General features: G+C 75.4%; 1 protein-coding gene. It reads left to right on the top strand.

Features of this window, described 5'->3' with window-relative positions:
- On the top strand, window positions 1–301 hold a 301-nt coding region (locus I5G_RS23715; protein WP_036329540.1), incomplete at both ends, for a dihydroxyacetone kinase subunit DhaK.

The raw sequence follows: 301 nt of genomic DNA, 5'->3' as shown, positions 1-301 counted from the left end.
CCGGCGACGTGCTGAACTTCGAGATGGCCGCCGAGCTCGCGGCCGCCGAGGGCGTCCGGGTCGAGTCCGTCGTGGTCGCCGACGACGTCGCGGTCCAGGACTCGACGTGGACCGCGGGCCGCCGCGGCACCGGCACCACCGTGATCCTCGAGAAGATCGTCGGCGCCCTCGCCGAGGAGGGGGCCGACCTCGACGCCGTGGCCGCTCTCGCGCGCCGCGTGTCCGAGGCGGGGCGTTCGATGGGCGTCGCCCTCACGAGCTGCACGGTTCCCGCCGTCGGCCACCCGACGTTCGAGCTGCC

Source organism: Microbacterium sp. B19 (assembly GCF_000333395.1).
Taxonomy (GTDB): Bacteria; Actinomycetota; Actinomycetes; order Actinomycetales; family Microbacteriaceae; genus Microbacterium.
The sequence above is the reverse complement of the archived record's forward strand: the minus strand, read 5'-3'. Positions and strand labels throughout refer to the sequence as shown.